19 protein-coding genes are annotated in these 21,667 nt (G+C 53.5%); all 19 read left to right on the forward strand.

What is annotated here, in order from left to right; all coding sequences use genetic code 11:
* Window positions 1–152: 152 nt before the first annotated feature.
* The 19 genes from proS (at window position 153) to lpxB (ending at window position 21,630) form a co-directional block, all read left to right on the forward strand.
* On the forward strand, window positions 153–1,472 hold the full coding sequence (gene proS, locus Q8O73_RS06625; protein ID WP_305556666.1) for a proline--tRNA ligase: 1,320 nt from the start codon (window positions 153–155) through the stop codon (window positions 1,470–1,472).
* A gap of 83 nt (window positions 1,473–1,555) precedes the next feature.
* Window positions 1,556–2,806 (forward strand): lipoprotein-releasing ABC transporter permease subunit, encoded by a 1,251-nt coding sequence (locus tag Q8O73_RS06630; RefSeq protein ID WP_305556668.1) that lies wholly within the window; start codon window positions 1,556–1,558, stop codon window positions 2,804–2,806.
* Entirely contained in the window at window positions 2,799–3,509 is a 711-nt protein-coding gene (locus Q8O73_RS06635; RefSeq protein WP_305556670.1) for an ABC transporter ATP-binding protein, read from the forward strand. The genes Q8O73_RS06630 and Q8O73_RS06635 overlap by 8 nt, the downstream gene beginning before the upstream one ends.
* Before the next feature lie 95 nt (window positions 3,510–3,604).
* Window positions 3,605–7,090, forward strand: coding sequence for a DNA polymerase III subunit alpha (dnaE, locus tag Q8O73_RS06640; RefSeq protein ID WP_305556673.1), 3,486 nt, complete (start codon window positions 3,605–3,607; stop codon window positions 7,088–7,090).
* A gap of 208 nt (window positions 7,091–7,298) precedes the next feature.
* The gene (gene rpsB, locus Q8O73_RS06645; protein WP_305556675.1) at window positions 7,299–8,084 is read left to right on the forward strand and encodes a 30S ribosomal protein S2; all 786 of its coding nucleotides are present in this window, start codon (window positions 7,299–7,301) and stop codon (window positions 8,082–8,084) included.
* Window positions 8,085–8,172: 88 nt separating this feature from the next.
* Window positions 8,173–9,096 carry a translation elongation factor Ts gene (tsf, locus tag Q8O73_RS06650; protein WP_305556677.1) on the forward strand — a complete coding sequence of 308 codons (924 nt, stop codon included), beginning with the start codon at window positions 8,173–8,175 and terminating at the stop codon, window positions 9,094–9,096.
* Window positions 9,097–9,259: 163 nt separating this feature from the next.
* Window positions 9,260–9,991, forward strand: a complete 732-nt coding sequence (pyrH, locus tag Q8O73_RS06655) for a UMP kinase (protein WP_305556680.1) — start codon at window positions 9,260–9,262, stop codon at window positions 9,989–9,991.
* A gap of 44 nt (window positions 9,992–10,035) precedes the next feature.
* Window positions 10,036–10,557: a ribosome recycling factor gene (gene frr / locus Q8O73_RS06660; RefSeq protein ID WP_305557913.1), complete on the forward strand. Its 522-nt coding sequence runs from the start codon at window positions 10,036–10,038 to the stop codon at window positions 10,555–10,557.
* Window positions 10,558–10,559: 2 nt separating this feature from the next.
* Window positions 10,560–11,300, forward strand: coding sequence for an isoprenyl transferase (locus tag Q8O73_RS06665; RefSeq protein WP_305556683.1), 741 nt, complete (start codon window positions 10,560–10,562; stop codon window positions 11,298–11,300).
* Complete coding sequence (locus Q8O73_RS06670) at window positions 11,263–12,099, forward strand: phosphatidate cytidylyltransferase (RefSeq protein ID WP_305557914.1); 837 nt, start codon at window positions 11,263–11,265, stop codon at window positions 12,097–12,099. Before Q8O73_RS06665 ends, Q8O73_RS06670 begins: the two co-directional genes overlap by 38 nt.
* Window positions 12,100–12,141: 42 nt before the next feature.
* Window positions 12,142–13,308: a 1-deoxy-D-xylulose-5-phosphate reductoisomerase gene (locus tag Q8O73_RS06675; RefSeq protein WP_305556685.1), complete on the forward strand. Its 1,167-nt coding sequence runs from the start codon at window positions 12,142–12,144 to the stop codon at window positions 13,306–13,308.
* Window positions 13,309–13,341: 33 nt separating this feature from the next.
* Complete coding sequence (gene rseP, locus Q8O73_RS06680; protein WP_305556687.1) at window positions 13,342–14,445, forward strand: RIP metalloprotease RseP; 1,104 nt, start codon at window positions 13,342–13,344, stop codon at window positions 14,443–14,445.
* Window positions 14,445–16,766, forward strand: a complete 2,322-nt coding sequence (gene bamA, locus Q8O73_RS06685; RefSeq protein ID WP_371135049.1) for an outer membrane protein assembly factor BamA — start codon at window positions 14,445–14,447, stop codon at window positions 16,764–16,766. The genes rseP and bamA overlap by 1 nt, the downstream gene beginning before the upstream one ends.
* Before the next feature lie 8 nt (window positions 16,767–16,774).
* Window positions 16,775–17,344, forward strand: coding sequence for an OmpH family outer membrane protein (locus Q8O73_RS06690; RefSeq protein WP_305556690.1), 570 nt, complete (start codon window positions 16,775–16,777; stop codon window positions 17,342–17,344).
* Window positions 17,344–18,363: a UDP-3-O-(3-hydroxymyristoyl)glucosamine N-acyltransferase gene (lpxD, locus tag Q8O73_RS06695; RefSeq protein WP_305556692.1), complete on the forward strand. Its 1,020-nt coding sequence runs from the start codon at window positions 17,344–17,346 to the stop codon at window positions 18,361–18,363. Before Q8O73_RS06690 ends, lpxD begins: the two co-directional genes overlap by 1 nt.
* An 11-nt stretch (window positions 18,364–18,374) precedes the next feature.
* Entirely contained in the window at window positions 18,375–18,824 is a 450-nt protein-coding gene (fabZ, locus tag Q8O73_RS06700) for a 3-hydroxyacyl-ACP dehydratase FabZ (protein WP_305556694.1), read from the forward strand.
* 2 nt (window positions 18,825–18,826) lie between these two features.
* The gene (gene lpxA, locus Q8O73_RS06705) at window positions 18,827–19,630 is read left to right on the forward strand and encodes an acyl-ACP--UDP-N-acetylglucosamine O-acyltransferase (protein ID WP_305556697.1); all 804 of its coding nucleotides are present in this window, start codon (window positions 18,827–18,829) and stop codon (window positions 19,628–19,630) included.
* Window positions 19,611–20,456 carry an LpxI family protein gene (locus Q8O73_RS06710; RefSeq protein WP_305556699.1) on the forward strand — a complete coding sequence of 282 codons (846 nt, stop codon included), beginning with the start codon at window positions 19,611–19,613 and terminating at the stop codon, window positions 20,454–20,456. Before lpxA ends, Q8O73_RS06710 begins: the two co-directional genes overlap by 20 nt.
* The gene (gene lpxB, locus Q8O73_RS06715) at window positions 20,443–21,630 is read left to right on the forward strand and encodes a lipid-A-disaccharide synthase (protein ID WP_305556701.1); all 1,188 of its coding nucleotides are present in this window, start codon (window positions 20,443–20,445) and stop codon (window positions 21,628–21,630) included. The genes Q8O73_RS06710 and lpxB overlap by 14 nt, the downstream gene beginning before the upstream one ends.
* The last annotated feature ends 37 nt before the right edge of the window (window positions 21,631–21,667 follow it).

A 21,667-nucleotide genomic window follows, 5' to 3' on the forward strand; every position in this document is an offset into this window, starting at 1 on the left:
CATTTTCTGCGGGAATGGATGAAATTGCTTTTGGCATGTTTATAGGGTGCTGCGGGGAAGTTCCGGCTTGCCTTTCGGTTTTCGCTGTCGCATGTTCCGGGCAACGTTTATGGTGTTGCTCCTTTTCCCGATTGCATGATCACGAGGCTTTGATGCGTCTTTCCCAGTTCTTTTTGCCGACCCTTAAAGAGACCCCGGCAGAAGCCCAGATCGTCTCCCACCGTTTGATGCTGCGCGCCGGGATGGTCCGGCAACTTTCGGCCGGGATTTATTCCTGGTTGCCGCTGGGTTATCGCGTTTTGAAAAAGATCGAACAGATCGTGCGCGAGGAACAGAACGCCATTGGCTGTAACGAACTTCTGATGCCGACGATCCAGCCCGCCGAGTTGTGGCAGGAAAGCGGTCGTTATGAGGATTATGGCTTGGAAATGCTGCGCATTACTGATCGCCATGACCGCAATATGCTGTTTGGTCCGACCAACGAAGAAGTGATCACCGACATTTTCCGCAAGGATGTCCGATCTTACAAACAATTGCCGCAGCTTTTGTATCATATCCAGTGGAAATTCCGCGACGAGATCCGCCCACGTTTTGGCGTGATGCGCGGTCGTGAATTTCTGATGAAGGATGCCTATTCCTTTGACGTGGATTATGAAAGTGCACGCCACGCCTATAATAAAATGTTTCTGGCCTATTGCCGGACATTTTCGCGTCTGGGGGTGAAAGCCATCCCGATGGTGGCCGATACCGGCCCGATTGGCGGCGATCTGAGCCATGAATTCATCATTCTGGCCGAAACGGGCGAAAGTGAAGTGTTTTGTGACCGCAAATGGCTGGACAAGGATCTGACCGGCAAGGGGGTTGATCTGAATGATCGCACCGGGCTGGAAAACTGGGTTCAGACGACACTGGAAGATTATGCCGCGACCGAAGAAAAACACGATCCGGCGACGTGCCCGGTATCGGGCGATGACATGATTGCCACCCGCGGCATTGAAGTCGGTCATATTTTCCATTTCGGGGCCAAATATTCCGAACCGATGGGCGCCAATGTTCTGGGCCCTGATGGCAAGGAAGTCCCGGTGATGATGGGGTCTTATGGCATTGGGGTTTCGCGTCTTGTCGGTGCCCTGATCGAGGCATCGCATGATGAAAACGGTATCATCTGGCCCGATGCGGTTGCACCTTACAAGGTTGGCCTGATCAATCTGCGCACAGGTGATGATGCCTGTGACGCGGCCTGTGAAGATGCATATGGCAAGTTGCAAGCCGCCGGGATCGAGGTTTTGTATGATGACCGCGATATGCGGGCAGGCGGGAAATTTGCCGACATGGACCTGATCGGTTTGCCATGGCAGATCGTGATTGGCCCGAAAGGCTTGGCTAACGGTATTGTCGAACTGAAAAACCGCCGCAGTGGCGAGCGGGTTGAGGTGACATTTGAAGCGGCCCTGAACCAGATCAGCGCCTGATAATGACGGGCCGGGGCGGCGATGCTGCCCCGGCCTGATTTTTGGTCGATTTCCGAAACACTCTCCACAAGGATCATTTGCGCATGTTCAGTCCGTTCGAACGTATGGTGGCATTCCGCTATCTGCGTCCCCGTCGGGAGGAAGGTTTTGTTTCCGTCATTGCGATCTTTTCGCTGCTTGGAATCATGCTGGGTGTGGCGACCCTGATCATTGTCATGTCGGTGATGAACGGGTTCCGGGCGGAATTACTGGGCCGCATTTTGGGGCTGAACGGCCATATTTCTGTTTATGCGCAATCCCCCGATGGCTTACCCGATTATGAGGACATCGAACGGAAAATCCGGGAAACCGGCAATATCACGCTGGTGACGCCGGTGGTGGAGGGCCAGGTGATGGCCACCAAAGACAATCGGGCATCCGGTGCGATTGTGCGTGGCATGCGGGCAAGTGATATTGCCGGGCGCGCCACTATTGCCGATAATATCGTGTTTGGCAGTCTTGATGATTTTACCGGCGATGACAGCATTCTGATGGGCGCACGCTTGGCGATGAAGCTGGGCGTTGGTGTGGGCGACACGGTTAATCTGATTTCGCCCAAGGGCAATGTAACCGCCTTTGGCACCGTCCCCAGAATGCGGGCCTACCGGATTGTCGGGCTGTTTGACATTGGCATGTATGAATATGATTCCGGCTTTATTTTCATGCCGCTTGAGGCCGCGCAGACTTATTTCCGGCTGCCGGAAAAAATCACGCATTTTGAAGTGATGCTTGAAAAGCCGTCAGAACTTGCATCCAGCATGAATGACCTGTTGCGCAACCTGTCGGGCGAAAGCCTGCGTCTGGTGGATTGGCAGCAATCAAATTCCAGTTTCTTTAATGCGTTGCAAGTTGAGCGTAATGTAATGTTTTTGATTTTGACGCTGATTATTCTGGTTGCAGCATTTAATATCATTTCGGGTATGGTGATGCTGGTCAAGGATAAGGGGCGCGATATTGCCATCTTGCGCACGATGGGGGCGACACGATCCTCGGTCATGAAGATTTTCTTTTTGTCGGGTGCGTCGATTGGTGTTCTCGGTACGCTCAGCGGCCTGATACTGGGGGTCCTGTTCTGCCTGAATATCGAAAATATCCGACAGTTTATCCAAAGTCTGACCGGCACCGATTTGTTTAGCGCCGAGATTTATTTCCTGTCGCAATTGCCTGCCGACATGGATGTTGGCGAGGTGGTTATGGTTTGTGTCATGGCGCTGACCCTGTCTTTCCTTGCGACGATCTATCCGGCATGGCGTGCTTCACGCCTCGATCCGGTGGAGGCTCTTCGTTATGAATGATCTGGTGAAAAAACCGGTTCTGAAACTTGAAAAAGTTGTCCGGTCCTTTTCGCAAGGACCGGAGAAACTTGAAATCCTCAAGGAAGTGGACCTGACAATTCATCAGGGCGAGATCGTCGCCCTTGTCGGGCCGTCGGGGGCGGGGAAATCGACTTTGCTTCAGATTGCCGGGCTTTTGGAAAAACCCGATAGCGGCTCGGTGGCGATTGGCGAAAAACGCAGCACTGATCTTTCTGATCTGGCACGCACCGGCATGCGCCGCAATCATGTGGGTTTTGTGTATCAGTACCATCATTTGTTGCCGGAATTTTCGGCGCTGGAAAATGTCATTATCCCGCAAATGATCAGTGGACTGAGCCGCAAGGAAGCGGAGGTCCGGGCGCGGGAGCTTTTGCGCTGTCTGGGACTTGAGGCACGGGCAGAGCATCGTCCTGCGCGTCTTTCGGGTGGAGAACAGCAGCGTGTGGCGATTGCGCGGGCGCTGGCCAATGTGCCTGATGTGTTGCTGGCCGATGAGCCGACCGGCAATTTGGACCCGCAAACGGCGGCCAATGTGTTTGGTATGTTGGTGACACTGGTGCGGGAAACCGGTCTGGCCGCGCTGATTGCCACGCATAATCCCGAACTGGCCAAACAGATGGACCGGGTGGTGACATTGCGCGACGGGCATCTGGTCGAAATGGATCGCGAAACGCTTTCCTGAAGCCGGAAAATTTTCTAGCCTGACAGGCTGGTTGCGGCGGTTCCATCACGAGCCACCGTGCGGATGTTGTATTTTGTACCGGGGGTAAGTCTGCGATGGAAAACGGTTTCGTCCATCTTCGTGTTCACACCAACTATTCGCTTGCCGAAGGTGCGATCACGACGAAAGAACTGACGAAATTATGTGCCGCCGACGGCCAGCCGGCGGTTGCCATGACCGACAGCAACAATATGTTTGGCGCACTGGACTTTGCTGGCGCAGCAACCGGAGCCGGTATCCAGCCGATTCTGGGTGTTCAATTGGGGTTGCAACGCTTTGGCGAGGACGTTGTCATTGGCAAACTGTCCCGCGAAGCTGACCCTGATCAGATTGTCCTGCTGGCACAAAACCGGGTGGGATATTTCAACCTGCTCAAGGTGATTTCGCGCGCCCATATGACGACCGAGGCCGGGAACGAGCCCAAGGCGCTGTTTGCACATCTGCAAGAACATAATGAAGGCGTAATTTGCCTGACCGGCGGGCCGTCCGGGCCGCTGGCGCGGATGCTGGCTGATGATCAAAAGGACAAGGCTGAAGCCTGCCTGAAACAACTCGCCGATATTTATGGAGACCGGCTTTATATCGAATTGCAGCGGCATGGCTTGCCGCTGGAGGATCAGGTGGAGCCAGGGCTGATTGATCTGGCCTATGCGCAAAATATTCCACTGGTGGCGACCAATGACTGTTTTTTCCCCAAGGTGGAAATGTATGAGGCGCATGATGTGTTTCTGTGTATCGGGCAGGGGGCGGTTGTCAGTCAGGATGATCGTCGCCGGTTAACCCGCGATCACCGTTTTAAAACGGCGGCGGAAATGCGCGCCCTGTTTGCCGATATTCCCGAGGCTTGCGACAATACGCAGGTGATTGCACAACGTTGCGCCTGGCATGTTGAGAAAATCGATCCGATTTTGCCGCCCTTTGATTGCGGCGAAGGCCGCACCGAAGTCGATGAATTACGCATCAAATCGCTGGAAGGCCTGAAAGGGCGGTTGGAGAAATATGTTTTCACCGCCGATATGTCGGACGAGAAAAAACAGGAAACCGCCAAACCCTATTATGACCGGCTGGATTTCGAGTTGAACGTCATCAATCAGATGGGGTTTCCGGGTTACTTCCTGATCGTTGCCGATTTTATCCAGTGGGCCAAGGAACATAATATTCCGGTCGGTCCGGGCCGTGGGTCCGGTGCAGGGTCGCTGGTGGCCTATTCCTTGCTGATTACCGATTTGGACCCGTTGCGGTTTTCCTTGCTGTTTGAACGGTTTCTGAATCCGGAACGTGTGTCGATGCCGGACTTCGACGTCGATTTCTGTCAGGATCGGCGCGGCGAAGTTATTGAATATGTCCAAAAGAAATACGGCTATAACCGCGTCGCCCAGATCATCACATTCGGTAAATTGCAGGCCAAGGCGGCGGTGCGCGATGTCGGGCGGGTTCTGAGCATTCCGTATGGCTATGTGGATCGTATTTGCAAGATGATCCCCGGCGACCCGGCCAAGCCGATCCCGTTGAAAGAAGCAATTGGCATGGAGCCGGATTTGCGCCGCATTGCGCGTGAAGACCCGGATATTGACCGGCTTTTGAACATCGCCATGCAGATCGAAGGTCTGTATCGCAATTCATCAACCCACGCCGCCGGTGTGGTGATTGGTGACCGTGATCTGGATGAACTGGTTCCGCTGTATCGCGATCCGCGTTCGGATATGCCCGTCACCCAGTTCAACATGAAATATGTTGAAAATGCCGGACTGGTGAAATTCGACTTTTTGGGCCTGAAAACCCTGACGGTGATTATCGAAGCCGTCAAATTGATGTCGCAACGAAGCGATGTTCAGCCCAATTTTGACATCACGGCCATTCCCTTTGACGACCGACCGGCGTTCAAGCTGTTGTCGGCGGCGGAAACCGTCGGGGTGTTTCAGCTTGAATCCCAGGGGATGCAGGATGTGTTGCGCGGCCTGAAACCTGACACACTGGAAGACATTATCGCTGTGGTCGCCCTGTATCGTCCGGGGCCGATGGACAATATTCCGCATTATATTGCCCGCAAACACGGCACTGAAAAACCCGATTACATGCACCCGATGCTTCAGCCGATCCTTCAGGAAACCTACGGGATCATGATTTATCAGGAGCAGGTGATGGAGCTGGCCCAGATTATGGCCGGTTATTCCCTGGGGGGGGCGGATTTGCTGCGCCGGGCGATGGGCAAGAAAATTGCCGAGGAAATGGAAATGCAGCGTTCGCTGTTTGTCGATGGCGCCGAAAAGAACGGTGTGGATCGCGGGCAGGCGTCGGATATTTTCGATCAGGTTGCCAAATTTGCGTCTTATGGCTTTAACAAATCCCACGCGGCGGCCTATGCGCTGGTGGCGTATCAAACGGCCTATCTGAAGGCGAATTATCCGGTCGAATTCATGGCCGCCCTGATGACCCTTGATATGCACAACACCGACAAACTGGCAATTTTCAAACAGGAAATCGACCGTCTGGGGATTGAAATCCTGCCGCCGGATGTCAATCATTCTGGAGTGGCCTTTACGGTTGAAAATGTCGATGGCGTTGGCAAAATCCGTTATGCGCTTGCTGCGATCCGCAATGTCGGCGATGCGGCGATGGCAAGTCTGGTGGTGGAACGCGAGGCGAATGGCAAATTCCGCGACCTGACCGATTTTGCCTCGCGCATTGACAGCCGGGCGTTAAACAAACGGTCGCTGGAAAATCTGGTCAAGGCCGGGGCGCTTGATTGCCTGCATGGCAATCGCAAGGTGATGTTTGAACATACCGATAAAATCCTTGCCGTGGCGCAACGCGAAATGCATGCCCGCAATGATGACCAGATCAGCATGTTTGGCAGCGATGTTGGCTTTGAAAAAGATGCAATCGTTCTGCCCGAAGACCGCGACTGGGTACCGATGGAAAAACTGGCCGAGGAATTTGCCGCCGTCGGCTTTTACCTGTCGGCCCATCCGCTTGATACTTTTGGCAAAAGTTTGCAGCGTATTGGCGTCGCAACCTATAAGGAACTGCCCGCCCGGATGCGCGCGCATAATGCCGGATCGATCAAGCTGGCGGGGACGTTGATCAGTGCACGGGAACGGATTTCGCAGAAAAACGGATCAAAGTTTGCCTTTGTGCAGTTTTCCGATGCCACCGGCGCGTTTGAAGTTGCGTTCTGGGCCGAGGCGTGGGCGGCATACAAGGAACTGATCACTAGCGGCAAACCGTTATTGTTGGTGGTGGTGGCCGAAACCCGTGACGGACAGTTGCGAATTCAGGGCCAAAAGGTCGAAGACCTTGAAAATGCGGTTTCCGGGGCAGCCGAAGGCATGCGGATCAGATTATCCAAACCTGATCCCTTATCCGAGATCAGCGAAATGTTGGCGAAAACCGGCAAGGGGCGAGGGTTGGTCAATATTTCGTCGGTTTGTCCGGACGGACGTATTGCGGAAATCGAACTGGGTGATACCTTCAAGGTTGGTCCGTCCCTGATCGGGGTCATCGGGGCGATTCCCGGTGTTGAATTTGCCGAAGAAATTTAAACCATCTGAAGATTACCCTGATCTGATCCGGGCGGGACGACTTAACGCTTGCATTCTGCCGGGGAGAGGGCTAAAACCCGCCCCGAACATCGCACGCGGGAGCGTGGCGAAAAGTCTTTGCTGACTTCTCGTCCATCCGGTGTTTCATACATGGTGTATGAAATTCCCTCTCGCGGAGGATTAAACCGGAAAAAGGTAAGGATTTATCATGGCATTGCCAACCTTTACGATGCGTCAGCTCATGGAAGCTGGCGTCCACTTTGGTCACCATACCCGCCGCTGGAACCCGAAGATGAAGCAATACATCTTTGGTGCCCGTAACGATATTCACATCCTCAATCTGCAAGACACCGTACCGATGCTGCATGCTGCGATGCAGGCTGTGCGCGACGTTGTCGCCGGTGGTGGTCGCGTTCTGTTTGTTGGTACCAAGCGTCAGGCGTCGTCGGTTGTGGCCGAATCTGCAAAACGGTGTGGCCAGTATTATGTCAACCATCGTTGGCTGGGCGGCATGCTGACCAACTGGAACACTGTTTCCGGTTCGATCAAGCGCCTGAAAGAACAGGAAGAAATTCTTTCCGGTAACACCGATGGCCTGACCAAAAAAGAAATTCTGAACCTGACCCGTTCGCGCGACAAGCTTGAACGCGCGCTGGGCGGGATCAAGGATATGGGCGGTCTGCCGGACATTATCGTTGTGATCGACACCAACAAAGAAGCGATTGCAATTAACGAAGCCAAAAACCTGCACATTCCGGTTGTCGCCATTCTGGACACCAATTCGGACCCCGCAAATGTTCAGTACCCGATTCCGGGCAATGACGATGCAATCCGTTCGATCCAGCTGTATTGCGACCTGTTTGTCGGTGCGGTTCTGGATGGTATCCAGCAGGAAATGACGGCTTCGGGTGCCGATATTGGCGCGTCCGAAGACGTTCCGGTTGAAGCGGCTGCTGCTGTCGAAGCGGCTGAAGAAGCATCTGCTTCCGCATAAATTTCATTTTGTGCCTGATGAAACGGCGGCACATCATGCCGCCGTTTCTTTAGGTAATCACCTGATCGCGTAATAGGGGCTTTGAAAAATGGCTATTACCGCTGCTCTGGTTAAAGAGCTTCGTGAAACCACCGGCGCTGGCATGATGGATTGCAAAAAGGCGCTTACCGAAACCAATGGCGAACTTGAAGCTGCTGTTGACTGGCTGCGTACCAAGGGTCTTGCCGCTGCTGCCAAGAAAGCAGGTCGCGTTGCCGCCGAAGGTCTGGTCGGTGTTGCCGTCAGCGGAACCTCGGCGGCTGTTGTCGAACTGAATGCCGAAACCGATTTCGTTTCGCGCAACGACGATTTCCAGCAATTTGTTCGTGAAGTTGCCAATCTGGCGGTTGCCGCCGGTGGCGATATCGACAAGCTGAAAGCGGCATCTTTCCCGGGTACCGAACGCAATGTCGAAGAACAGGTTACGCACATGATCGCCAAAATCGGCGAAAACATGAATTTGCGTCGTTCGGCTGCGATTTCGGTCCAGCAGGGTGTTGTTGCGGCCTATATCCATTCGGCAATCGCGCCGAGCCTTGGCAAGATCGGTGTTTTGGTTGCGCTTGAATCGGCTGCTGATGCGGCTGTTCTTGAAGGTCTGGGCAAACAGATTGCCATGCATGTTGCTGCTACCAATCCGGCTTCAACCAGCGTTGACGATCTTGATCCTGAACTGGTCGAACGTGAAAAGTCCGTTCTGACCGAACAGGCCAAGGAATCGGGGCGTCCGATGGAAATCATCGAAAAGATGATCGAAGGCCGCATTCGCAAATATTACGAACAGGTCGTTCTGCTTGAACAGACCTACGTGATTGACGGCGAAAGCAAGGTTAAGGATGTGATCGAAGCGGCTGCAAAATCTGCGGGCTCCCCGATCACCCTGAAAGGCTTCCTGCGCTTTGAACTCGGTGATGGTATCGAGAAAGAAGAAAAAGACTTCGCTGCCGAAGTCGCAGAACAGCTTAAAAAATAAAGATACTGGATCGAATTGGTGCGTCCTGTGCCAATTCGTGTATGATCCTGACCGGCGGGTCGATGCGGTGCTTGTCGCCCCTGTGCCCGCCGGTTTTTTCATATCTGCATCCTGCTTGAATGCCGGACCGCAACACTAAAATCAGCTTGAGAGGCATCCTGGTATGACAGAAAACGGCCAGCTAAAGTTCCGTCGTGTCCTGTTGAAACTGTCGGGTGAGGGGTTGCTGGGCAAACAGCAATATGGCCTTGACCCTGAAACGGTAGACCGGATCGCCAGCGAGATCAAAACCGTCCATGAGATGGGTGCCGAGATTTGCATGGTGATTGGCGGCGGAAATATTTTCCGCGGCGTCAAGGGGGCCGCGCAAGGCATGGAACGCGCCACGGCCGACTATATGGGCATGCTGGCGACCATTATGAATGCGCTGGCTGTGCAGAACGCGCTGGAACGTCATGGCGTTCAGACTCGTGTGCAATCAGCGATCCCGATGTCATCAGTGTGCGAACCCTATATCCGCAGACGGGCTGTGCGGCATATGGAAAAGGGTCGGGTGGTGATTTTTGCTGCTGGGACCGGCAATCCGTTTTTTACCACCGATACGGCCGCCGCCTTGCGTGCTGTTGAAATGGGCTGTGATGCGCTTCTCAAGGGAACGCAAGTGGATGGTGTTTATACCGCCGATCCCAAACTTGACCCGGATGCGGTACGTTATGATTCGCTAACCTATATGGAAGTGTTGGCTAAAGATTTGCGTGTCATGGATGCTTCGGCTATTTCTTTGGCACGCGAAAATGATATTCCTGTGATTGTGTTTTCTTTGCATAATCCCGGCGCATTTGCCGATGTCGTTTGTGCCAGAGGTAAATTCACAATTATTTCGAATGGAGACTGACGGTGTCTGAAGTTGCTGGCCTTAAAAAAGACCTTTCCCGACGTATGGAAGGTGCTGTTGAAGTTTTGCACAAGGAGTTTACCGGGTTACGCACCGGGCGTGCCAGTGTAAGCCTTTTGGAACCGGTGATGGTTGATGCTTATGGCTCGCAGGTTCCGCTTAATCAGGTGGCCTCGGTCAGTGTTCCCGAATCCCGCATGTTGTCGGTTCAGGTTTGGGACAAGTCGATGGTCAAATCGGTTGAAAAGGCGATCCGCGATGCGGGTCTTGGCCTGAACCCGGCCGCTGACGGGACTCTTGTTCGCGTTCCGATCCCGGCCCTGAACGAAGAACGCCGTAGCGAACTGACCAAGGTTGCCGGAAAATATGCCGAGCAGGCCAAGATTTCAGTTCGCAATGTGCGTCGCGACGGTATGGATCAACTGAAAAAATGGGAAAAAGACAGCGTCATTTCCCAAGATGAGTTGCATTCCGAAGAAAAAGAAATCCAGAAAATTACCGACAAGGTGATCGAGGATATCGACAAGTCGCTTGCGCATAAAGAACAGGAAATCATGCAAGTCTGATCATGACCGCACTGGCCCCATATCCCGGATTTTCAGAGACTAGCCCTGTGCCGCGTCATGTTGCCATCATTATGGATGGCAACGGGCGCTGGGCGTCGTTGCGTGGCAAGCCGCGCAGCTTCGGGCACCGGGCCGGTGTCGAGGCGGTGCGCCGTGTTGTCGAGGCTGCGGCAGATATCGGGATCGAATATCTGACGCTTTATGGTTTCTCGACGGAAAACTGGAAACGTCCGCAAAGCGAAGTCAGCGATCTGATGGGGCTTTTGCGGATTTTCCTGAAACGTGAATTGTCGACCCTGCATAAAAACGGGGTGCGGATCAAAGTGATTGGTGACCGGTCGCGGTTTGAGGAAGATATTCGGCGATTGCTCGATGACTCCGAACACCGCACAGCCAACAATACACGCCTGAACCTGACAATCGCGCTCAGTTATGGTGCGCGTGCTGAAATAACCGAAGCAATGCGGGCAATTGCCCTGAAGGTGCGCGATGGTGTGCTTGATCCCGCCGATGTCAACGAGGCGGTGATTGAACAGCATTTGGCGACGGCCGGAATGCCGGACCCGGATCTTTTGATTCGGAGTAGCGGTGAACAGCGGATCAGCAATTTTCTGCTGTGGCAATGTGCCTATGCCGAATTCATTTTTGACGAGGTTTTGTGGCCGGATTTTGATCGTTCGCACCTGGAAAAAGCCATTGAAAACTATGCCGGAAGGGAGCGGCGTTTCGGTGCAGTCGTCTGAGGCCGGAAAACCCCTGAAATCCGGTCTGGGCCTTCGCATCGGGTCCGCACTGGTGATGACGCCAATCGCGATTGCTGCGGTATGGTTTGGCTCTCCCTTTTATGAATTGCTGCTTTTGGTTTTTTCGATTGGCATGCTTTGGGAATGGTTGAGGATGTGTGCCCCATTACGGGCCGGTATTCTTGCCGGGATTGCGTCGCTGGGGCTGGCTGTTGCAATGGTGATGCAATGGGTATCTGCTGAGATTCTGATATTTGTTCCGGTGATTGTAGCGACCCTTATCGTGTTGGCGATGACGGGGACTGAACGCAAGCTGGTGGTGATCGGGATTGTCTATGTGTCGGTCGCGGCACTGGCCGCCCAGTGGTTGCGCGGCCATCATGATGACGGCCTTTTGCTGATTATGTGGCTGTTTCTTGTTGTTTGGGCCACGGATACCGGTGCCTATGCCTTTGGCCGGGCGATTGGTGGACCCAAACTGGCCCCGCGTTTCAGCCCGAAAAAAACTTGGGCGGGTTTGTTTGGCGGAATGTTTTGTGCGGCCTTGGTCGGTGGTATTACGGTTTTTGTGGCGGATGGCCCCAATATCATCATCATTGCTGTTGCCAGTGCCGTGCTGGCGATTGTGGCCCAGATCGGCGATCTGGCAGAATCGGCATTGAAGCGCCATTTTGATGTCAAGGACAGCAGCAATCTGATACCGGGGCATGGCGGGTTTCTGGATCGTGCCGACGGGATGTTGTCGGTTTTTCCTGTCGCCTTTGTTATTGTTTTTTTCTTTGATTTGACGCTGCGCTGATCGTTATTTGATATCGGCGATATCCTGTTTAACTGGTGCTTGATGACCCAAAAAAAATCAGTCTGCGTTCTGGGTGTTACCGGCTCTGTCGGGAGCAGCACTTGTGATGTGTTGCAGGCGCATCCGGACCGGTTTGATGTCGATGCGGTCACAGCCCATAAAGATGTTGCGGGGCTTGCGGCGGCGGCGAAATCCCTGAAGGCATCTTTGGCGGTGATTGCTGATCCGGATTTATATGGTGATCTGTGCGAGGCACTGGCCGGAAGCGGCATTGCCGTTGCCGCAGGCGAAGCCGCCGTGGTCGAGGCGGCAACCCGGCCCAGCGACATCGTGATATCGGCAATTGTCGGGGCGGCCGGGCTGCGAGCGACACTTGCCGCGATCCGTCGGGGGGCGACAGTCGGACTTGCCAATAAGGAAACGCTGGTTTGTGCTGGTGATCTGATGATGCAGGAGGTCGCCAGCCACGGGGCAACCCTGATCCCGGTTGATTCAGAACACAGTGCTATTTTTCAGGTTTTGGAAGTACCTCTTGTTTCGCAGGTCGAACGGATTTTGTTGACGGCATCAGGCGGACCTTTCCGGACATGGTCGAAACAGGATATGTCCCGGGTAACGCCGAAACAGGCGTTGGCGCATCCCAATTGGGATATGGGAGCCAAGATTTCCATTGATTCTGCGACCATGATGAACAAGGGTCTTGAACTGATTGAGGCATGCCGCCTGTTTCCGGTTGAGGAAGGGCGGATTGACGTTCTGGTCCATCCGCAGTCGCTTATTCACAGTATGGTAGAATACAGCGATGGTTCGGTTCTGGCGCAGATGGGGATGCCAGACATGCGTACGCCGATTTCGTATGCCCTTGCCTGGCCGGAACGCTTGCGGATTGATGTGCCGCGCCTTGATTTTGCCACTTTGCAGCAATTAACGTTCGAGAAACCTGACCCGGACCGGTTTCCGGCATTGCGATTGGCCCGTGAGGCATTGCAGGCGGGCGGGACCCTGCCCATTGTTTTGAATGCGGCAAATGAAATTGCGGTTGCGTCCTTTCTTGCCGAAAAAATCGGTTTTTTACAAATTGCCGAACTGGTGGAAATGGCGATGGATCGTTTGGGAACGGAACAATTGACGACGCTTGATCAGGTTTTTGCCATTGATCAGGCTGCGCGTCGTGAAACTATTGATATCATTGCCGGGCAATTTGCCTGATTTTTCTTTTTTCGAGACAAGGTAAAACGTCTGATGGAAACTATTCTTGCGTTCCTTTTTGTTTTGTCGGTTTTGGTGTTTGTGCATGAATTCGGGCATTATTGGGTCGCAATCCGTTCTGGCGTAAAAGTCGAAGCCTTCTCAATCGGTTTTGGTCCGGAATTGTTTGGCTGGCGCGACAAGCGCGGGACACGCTGGAAGGTTAGCGCCCTGCCGCTGGGCGGGTATGTCAAGATGTTTGGCGATATGAATCCTGCCAGCGTCGGGCAGCGTGATGATCTGAGCGACGAAGATCGCAAGCATGCCTTTCATCACAAAAGCCTTTGGGCCCGTGCTGCCATTGTTTTTGCCGGTCCGCTTGCCAATTTCATTTTTGCCGTGATCGTTTTTGCGGTTTTGTTTGCCGTCGTTGGTCAGCAACGGGCCTTGCCGGTTGTCGGAGATGTGGTGGCCGAAAGCCCGGCGGCGGTTGCCGGTTTGCAATCGCAGGACCGGATCGTGGCCATTGATGGGCAGGACATTGCCTGGTTTGATGAATTGTCGGCCATTGTGCGTCAAAAAGGCGGGCAATCTGTTACTCTGTCTGTCACTAGGAATGACCAATTTATCGAGATCGTGGCGACGCCGGAATTGATCGTCGCGGGCGAGGGTGAAAATGCCGAAAGATTTGGCCGTCTTGGCGTCTCCGCCGGAGCCTTTGAAACGCAGCGCGATGGCCCTGTCGAAGCGATTGGCAAGGCTTTTTCCTCGACATATAATCTGACGGCACAGACACTTGGCGCGTTAGGTGAAATGATTTCCGGCCAGCGCGACAGCAGCGAACTGGGTGGGCCGATCCGTATTGCCCAGATGTCGGGTGAAGTTGCGGAAGGCGGTCTTGCGCCGTTGCTGTTTTTTATGGGGTATCTGTCGATCAGTCTGGGGTTAATAAACCTGATGCCGGTGCCGGTTCTGGATGGCGGACATCTGGTTTTTTATGCCATCGAAGCCATTAGGGGCAAACCAATGGGAGCCCGCGCACAAGAATATGGTTTCCGAGTGGGCGCAGGTTTGATATTCAGCTTGATAATTTTTGCGACATGGAATGATCTGGCGCAATTGGGCGTCTGGAATTTCTTCAAGGGCCTTGTGGGCTGATGACGGCGAATATCTGGGGGTTGGTTTTGCTGCGTAAAGTACGAATAGCCGTTATTTTGTCAGCGCTTGCGAGCGGTGCCGTTTCTGCGATTGTTCCGGTTTCGGTACAGGCGCAGACCTTTCCCGCCATTCGCGAAATTGCCGTTGATGGCAATAACCGTATCGAAGCTGGTACGGTGAATGCTTATCTTTCGGTTCGTGAGGGAGACTCTTACGATCCTGAAAAGATCAACGAATCGCTCAAGGCTTTGTTCGCAACCGGTCTTTTTGCCGATGTTTCGATTGCTTTTGACAATGGCGTGATGCGGATTCAGGTGGTCGAAAACCCGATCATCAATCAGATCGCCTTTGAAGGAAACCAGCGCCTGAAGGATGATGTTCTGTCATCCGAAGTTCAGTTGCGCCCGCGTGTGGTCTATACCCGCACCAAGGTTCAGGCCGATGTTCAGCGGATTCTGGAACTTTATCGGCGTTCCGGGCGGTTTGCCGCCACGGTTGAGCCAAAAGTCATTCAGCTTGAACAAAATCGTGTCGATCTGGTTTTTGAAATTACCGAAGGGGACGCCACCGGCGTTCGCCGCATCAATTTTGTCGGCAATCAGGCGTTCAGTGATGGCGAATTGCGCGAAGTTGTCCGCACCACCGAAACGGCTTGGTGGCGTATTCTGACATCGGACGACAATTATGATCCGGATCGCGTGACCTTTGACCGCGAATTGCTGCGCCGGTTTTATCTTTCCGCGGGTTATGCCGATTTTCAGGTGATGTCGTCGGTTGCTGAACTAACACCGGACCGTTCGGATTTTTTTATTACCTATACCGTTACCGAGGGTAGCCGTTACCGTTTCGGCGACATCAATATTGTTTCCCAGATCGACAAGGTTGATCCCGAGACACTTTATCCTCTGATTCAGCTTGAAAAAGGCGAGTGGTACAACGCCGATTATGTTGAAGACATGATTGCGACCGTGTCCGATCATGTCGGCGATCAGGGGTATGCCTTTATCGAAGTGCGCCCGGATTTGCAGCGAAATCGCGATGAGAATGTGATTGACGTGACCCTGACCATTACCGAAGGGCCGAAGGTCTATGTCCAGCGGATTGATGTGGTGGGCAATAGCCGCACGCTTGACGAAGTGGTTCGGCGTGAATTCCGTCTGGTTGAAGGTGATGCCTTTAGCAGTTCCGGGTTGAAGAGGTCCCGTCAGCGCGTTGAAAACCTGAATTTTTTCAAAACGGTTGATGTCAAGACTTTGCCCGGTGATGCGCCGGATCAGACAATTCTTGAAGTCGATGTCGAGGAAAAATCGACCGGCGAATTTTCGATCGGGGCCGGTTACGGTACCGATCAGGGGGCTTTTGGTCAGGCTGGTATCCGGGAACGGAACCTGCTGGGCAAAGGGCAGGATTTGCGGCTTGGCTTTACCTTGGGATCGACGAACCGCCAGATTGACCTGTCCTTTACCGAACCCTATTTCCTGGATCGCGATGTCAGTGCCGGGTTTGACATTTTCCGGCGCGAAATCGACAATCAGGATGAAAGTTCGTATGATGAACAGAAAACCGGCTTTGGCTTGCGCAGTGGATTTCGGTATTCGGAACAGTTGAGCCAGTCGGTGCGTTATGGTCTGGAATTCAACGAATATTCCGATATCGACAGTGATGCATCGCGCCTTATCCGTGAAGAAGACCCCGAATTTTCAGTGTCATCAGTTGGCCACACTTTGACCTATGATCAGCGTGACAGTGCGGTGTCGCCTAAAGATGGGTATTTCGTTCAGCTTTCCAATGATTTTGCAGGGGTTGGCGGATCCGAAACTTATCTGAATTCCCGTGTATCTGGCGGATATTACATTCCGATGGATCGGGAAAAGGAATGGGTGTTGAGCGCAAAGGGATCGTCGGGTTATATTTTTGGCATTGGCGATGATACCCGCGTTTCCCAGCGGTACTTTGTTGGGGGCAGCAATTTGCGCGGTTTTGCCGCATCGGGGGTTGGCCCGCGTGACATTGCGTCAGGCGATGCTGTCGGTGGCAAGATGTTTTACACGGGGTCAGTGCAACTTGATTTCCCGCTTGGTCTGCCATCCGAATTTGCGATTACCGGGCGCGTCTTTAGCGATTTCGGTTCTTCGCGGGATGTCGATGGAGCCCGTCCGGGGGAAATCTATGATACCGGCTCACTACGCAGTTCTGTAGGGGTTGGCGTTGGTTGGGAATCGCCGTTTGGACCGATTGGCGTCGATCTTTCACAGGCGATCATGAAAGAAGATTTTGACGAAGAGGAAGTGTTCCGTCTGAACTTCGGAACCAGATTCTGATGGATATCATGAATATTGCAAAAAAAATGCTGGTTGCGGTTACTCTTTTGGCCGCCAGCGCCAGCTATGCCCCGGTTACGGCACAGGAAGCAAACCCTGAAACGTCGGCAATTGTCATGATTGTCGATTTTGAAGGCATCATGCGTGAAGCATCCGCACCACAAGATATTCGCAAACAGGTTGAAGAACGCCGCAATGGCTATCAGCAGGAAATCGAAAAGCGGCAGCAGGAGCTACGGGAGGAAGATCAGAAGATCGCCCAGCAGCGAACCTTGCTGAGTGCTGAGGTCCTGCAACAAAAACGCCAAGAATTTCAACAAAAAGTGGCCGAATTTCAGAAATTTGCCCAGGCACGCAACAAGGTTCTGGATGAATCCCTCAATGAGGCGCGTGTAGCGTTTCAGAAAAAGCTGATTGAAATCATTGCCGATGTTGCCGAAGAACGAAGCGCAACACTGGTTTTGCATAAAAGCCAGGTTATCCTTCATGCAAATGCGATGGATGCGAGCAAGGAAGTATTTGATCGTGTCAATGCGGCTATGCCAACCTTTACGGTGCAATTCAAGGAAGCATCCTGATGGCGGATGGGCGTTTTTTCGAGCGTAAAGGCCCGTTTTCCATTGCCGAAATTGCAGAAATTTCCGGTGCCATGATTGCTGATGGCTGCCCTGAAAATCTGAGTGTTTCCGATGTGGCTCCGCTGCAAACTGCCGATGAAAACTGTCTGAGCTTTTTTGATAACCGCAAATATCTTGATGCGTTTGCCGCAAGCAAGGCTGGGGCCTGTTTTGTCCGTGAAGAATTTGCCAGCCGGGCACCTTCGGGCATGGTTCTGTTTTTGTCGGATGATCCTTACCGTGCCTATGCCAAGGCGGCGCGTGCCTTTTATCAGGCACCTGATGCCAATGGGGTTATCTCTGACCGGGCTTTTGTTGATCCGTCAGCCGTTTTGGCCACAGGGGTGCAGGTTGATCCCGGTGCAGTGATCGAAGCCGGTGTCGAAATCGGGGCCGGGACGCATATTGCGGCCAATGCGGTGATCGGCAGGGGCGTTGTGATTGGCGACGGGTGCCATATTGGTGCCGGTGCCGCCTTGAGCCATTGCATGATTGGCAATTTGTGCATCATTTATTCCGGTGCGCGGATCGGGCAGGATGGTTTTGGCTTTGCCATGGGCGCACAGGGACATTTGAAAGTGCCGCAGCTGGGCCGGGTGATTATTGGCCACGATGTTGAAGTCGGGGCCAATTCCACGATTGATCGCGGGGCTGGTCCGGATACGGTGATTGGCAATGGGTGCCGGATCGACAATCTGGTGCAGATCGGACATAACGTCGAATTGGGCATGGGCTGTGTGGTTGTTGCCAATGTCGGTATTTCCGGTTCAACCAAACTGGGCCGTTTTGTCGTTGTCGGCGGACAGGCAGGCATTGCCGGGCATCTTGAAATTGGTGATGGCGCACGGATTTCAGCGCAGGCCGGTGTGATGCGTAATGTCAAGGCGGGGGAAGTCGTGGGTGGCAGCCCTGCTGTCCCGATGATGGAATTCCATAAACAGACCGTGGCGCTGTCACGGTTGATACGAAAAAAGCAATAAGGACTGCACGAATGACCGAACTGGTAAATGTTGATATCCAGCGCATTCTGGAAATGATTCCACATCGTTATCCGTTCTTGCTGATCGACAAGGTGATTGATATTGATGCCGGGGAATCAGCCACGGGCATCAAGAATGTCACGATGAATGAACCGCAATTTACCGGTCATTTCCCGCAACAGCCGATCATGCCTGGTGTTTTGATCATCGAAAGCATGGCCCAGACGGCAGCGATCCTTGTTGTGCATACTTTGGGCGGGGAGTCCGAAGGCAAGCTGGTTTATTTCATGAGTATCGACAATGCCCGTTTCCGCAAACCGGTGGTGCCTGGCGATGTGATGCATATTCATGTCAAAAAGAAACAAAGCCGCGGGCCGGTCTGGAAATTTGAAAGTGAAGTGCGGGTTGACGGACAAGTCGTTGCCGAGGCAACCATCGCAGCCATGATCCGGGGCAATTAATAATGTCAAAGGTGCATCCGACGGCCATTGTCGAAGATGGTGCAAAGATCGGTGCCGACGTTGAAATCGGCCCTTATTGCACGGTCGGCGCGGCGGTAACACTGGGTGACCGGGTCCGGCTGCATTCGCATGTTGTGGTGACCGGCATTACCGAAATTGGTGATGACAGTGCGGTTTTCCCGTTTGCATCCATCGGGCATGCCCCACAGGATCTGAAATTCAAGGGGGAACCATCGCGACTGGTGATTGGCAAGCGAGCCAATATCCGCGAGGGTGTGACCATGAATCCGGGAACCGAGGGTGGCGGAATGTTGACCTCGATCGGGGATGACTGCCTGTTTATGACCGGATCCCATGTCGGCCATGACTGTCATATTGGCAATCATTGCATCATTGTGAATAACGGCACACTGGGCGGGCATGTTCTGGTCGATGATTTTGCGATTGTCGGTGGTCTATCTGCAGTTCACCAGTTTGTGCGCATTGGGCGTCACGCCATGATTGGCGGCATGACCGGGGTTGAAAGTGACGTTATTCCCTATGGTTCGGTCATCGGGAACCGTGCTTATCTTTCGGGTTTGAATATTGTCGGTTTGAAACGCCGGGGATTTGACCGTGAGACCATTCATTCTCTGCGCAAGGCCTATCGGCTTTTATTTGCACAGGAAGGCACGCTGGCCGAACGGGTCGAAGAAGTCTCCAAGGATTTCGACGGCGTCGGTCCGGTGATGGAAATCATCAGTTTTTTGAAAGCCGAGAGCATGCGCTCGGTCTGTACGCCGAAATATGACAGCTCAGCAGGGTAAACTCGGCATCATTGCCGGGGGTGGAGATCTTCCTGCCCGCCTTATCGAAGCCGCACAGGCCTCGGGGCGGGCGGTATTCGTTGTTGCGCTGGAAGGGCATGCCAATGACCCGATGCTGCAAACCGTTCCACACACCGTCGTTCGCCTTGGGGCTGCTTCTCGGATTTTGGGGAGCCTGAAAGCCGAGAAGTGCGAGGATGTGGTTCTGGCGGGTAAGGTCCGGCGACCATCACTTGCCGGAATCCGGCCTGATTGGCGCGGGGCACGTATGCTGATGAAAATGGGGCTGCGCGCATTGGGCGATGACGATTTGTTGCGTCTGGTCGGGCAGGAACTGGAAAAAGAAGGTTTTCGTCTGGTCGGAGTGCATGACATTCTGACAGACCTTGTGACACCCGAAGGTGTTCTGGGGCGTGTCAAACCTGATGATCAGGCAATCCGCGATGCTATGCATGGCTTGAAAATTGCGCGGTTGCTGGGTTCGGCTGATGTCGGGCAGGGATGTGTTGTCCAGCAGGGGCTGGTTTTGGCCCTTGAAGCGATTGAAGGCACAGATGAAATGGTGCGGCGTTCAGCCCTGTATGCCCGGGATGGTGTTGGTGGTGTGCTGATCAAGTCCAGCAAGCCCCAACAGGACAAACGCCTTGATTTGCCCGCGATTGGCACGATCACCATCGAAACCGCCCATAAGGCGGGATTGCGCGGGGTAGCGTTGCTGGCAGGCGGCACACTGATCATTGATCGCGACCATGTTGTTGATCTTGCCAATCAATATGACCTATTTGTTGTTGGCATGACGCTGGACGAAGCCAATGATCCTGAATGATTCCGTTAAAATCATGCTGGTGGCGGGCGAGGCGTCTGGCGATCAACTGGGCGGTCGTCTGATGGCGGCGCTTCGGCGTAAAAACTCCGATATCCAATTCATTGGCGTTGGGGGCCCGCGTATGATTGCCGAGGGGATGGAAAGCCTTTTTCCGATGGATGAAATGTCGGTGATGGGGCTGGCCGAAATTATTCCCCATATTCCGCATTTGTTGCGCCGCATCCGTCAGACCGCCGATTATGCCCGTGACCAACGTCCGGATGTTGTCATTACCATCGATGCGCCGGATTTCAGTTTTCGGGTTGGCAAAAGGCTGGCTGGGTCGGGAATCCCGCTTGTGCATTATGTTGCGCCATCGGTTTGGGCGTGGCGACCGGGGCGGGCAAAGAAGATTGCCGGTTTTCTGGATCATCTGTTGGCTATTTTGCCATTCGAGCCCCCGTATTTCGAGAAAGAAGGCCTGCCGACCAGTTTTATCGGCCATTCCGCCGTTGAAGAACGCCATGATGGCAATGCCGCCCGGTTTCGCGATGTGCACGGCATCGGCCAAGATGAGAAAATCGTGACGGTATTGCCCGGCAGCCGCCATTCTGAAGTTAAAAAACTGCTACCGGTTTTTGCCGAAGGGGTGGAGCAGTTAACTGCCAGATACCCCGAGTGCAAGATTGTGATCCCCACCGTCAGCAAGGTTGCCGATATGGTGACGGCAGAGGCTGGAAAATGGCCGTGCAAACCGATTGTGGTTTTGGGGGATCAGGATCGCCGTGATGCATTTTCTGTGTCCCATGCCGCATTGGCGGCATCTGGAACGGTGTCTTTGGAACTGGCGATTGCCGGGGTGCCGCATGTGATTGCCTATCGTGTTCATCCGGTGACGGCGTGGCTGGTGCGACGGCTGGTGCGGATTGATACGGCAACGATTGTGAATCTGGTGCTGGGAAATAAACTGGTGCCTGAATTTTTGCAGGAAAACTGTAAGGCGGATCAGATATTGCCGGTTCTGGAAAAGATGATTTTTGACGAAGCAACCAGAACCGTTCACAAGCAGGGGTTTGAAACGGCATCGCGTTTTCTGGGATTTGGCGATATTCCGCCCAGTGACAAGGCCGCTGATGTTGTTTTGGATGTCATTGCAAAAAATAAACTCAAACAGGCTGGTAACCGGGTGGGGTAAAACGCTAGTTTGGGGCATTGAAACCCGCACTGACGGA

This window comes from Thalassospira sp., assembly GCF_030690045.1.
GTDB lineage: Bacteria > Pseudomonadota > Alphaproteobacteria > Rhodospirillales > Thalassospiraceae > Thalassospira.